The 260-nt window shown below is 67.3% G+C and carries 1 protein-coding gene; it reads right to left on the bottom strand.

The genetic code is table 11. The features are described from left to right. Window positions 1-260, bottom strand: a 260-nt coding sequence (locus tag SB751_RS32260; RefSeq protein ID WP_410749291.1) for an acyl-CoA dehydrogenase family protein, incomplete at both ends; no start/stop codon positions are given.

The following is a 260-nucleotide window of genomic DNA, read 5'->3' as shown; positions in this document are numbered from 1 at the left end:
CTGGTGATCGATCATCACGAGACGCTTGGCGTAATGCGCAAGCGGCAACTCCCACGTCATGCCGATGCCGCCGTGCAACTGGATCGCTTCTTCGGCCACGCGCGCGCCAATGCGCCCGATCGTGACCTTCGCCGCCGACAGCGCGCGCTCGCGTTCGACGCGCGCCGCGCCGATGGCCGCCGCCGCGTTGATCACCGACGAACGCGCCTGCTCGATTTCGAGCAGCAGATCGGCCATGCGATGCTGCAGCGCCTGAAAGC

Source organism: Cupriavidus sp. SIMBA_020 (genome assembly GCF_046535395.1).
Classification (GTDB): domain Bacteria; phylum Pseudomonadota; class Gammaproteobacteria; order Burkholderiales; family Burkholderiaceae; genus Cupriavidus; species Cupriavidus campinensis.
The sequence above is the reverse complement of the archived record's forward strand: the minus strand, read 5'-3'. Positions and strand labels throughout refer to the sequence as shown.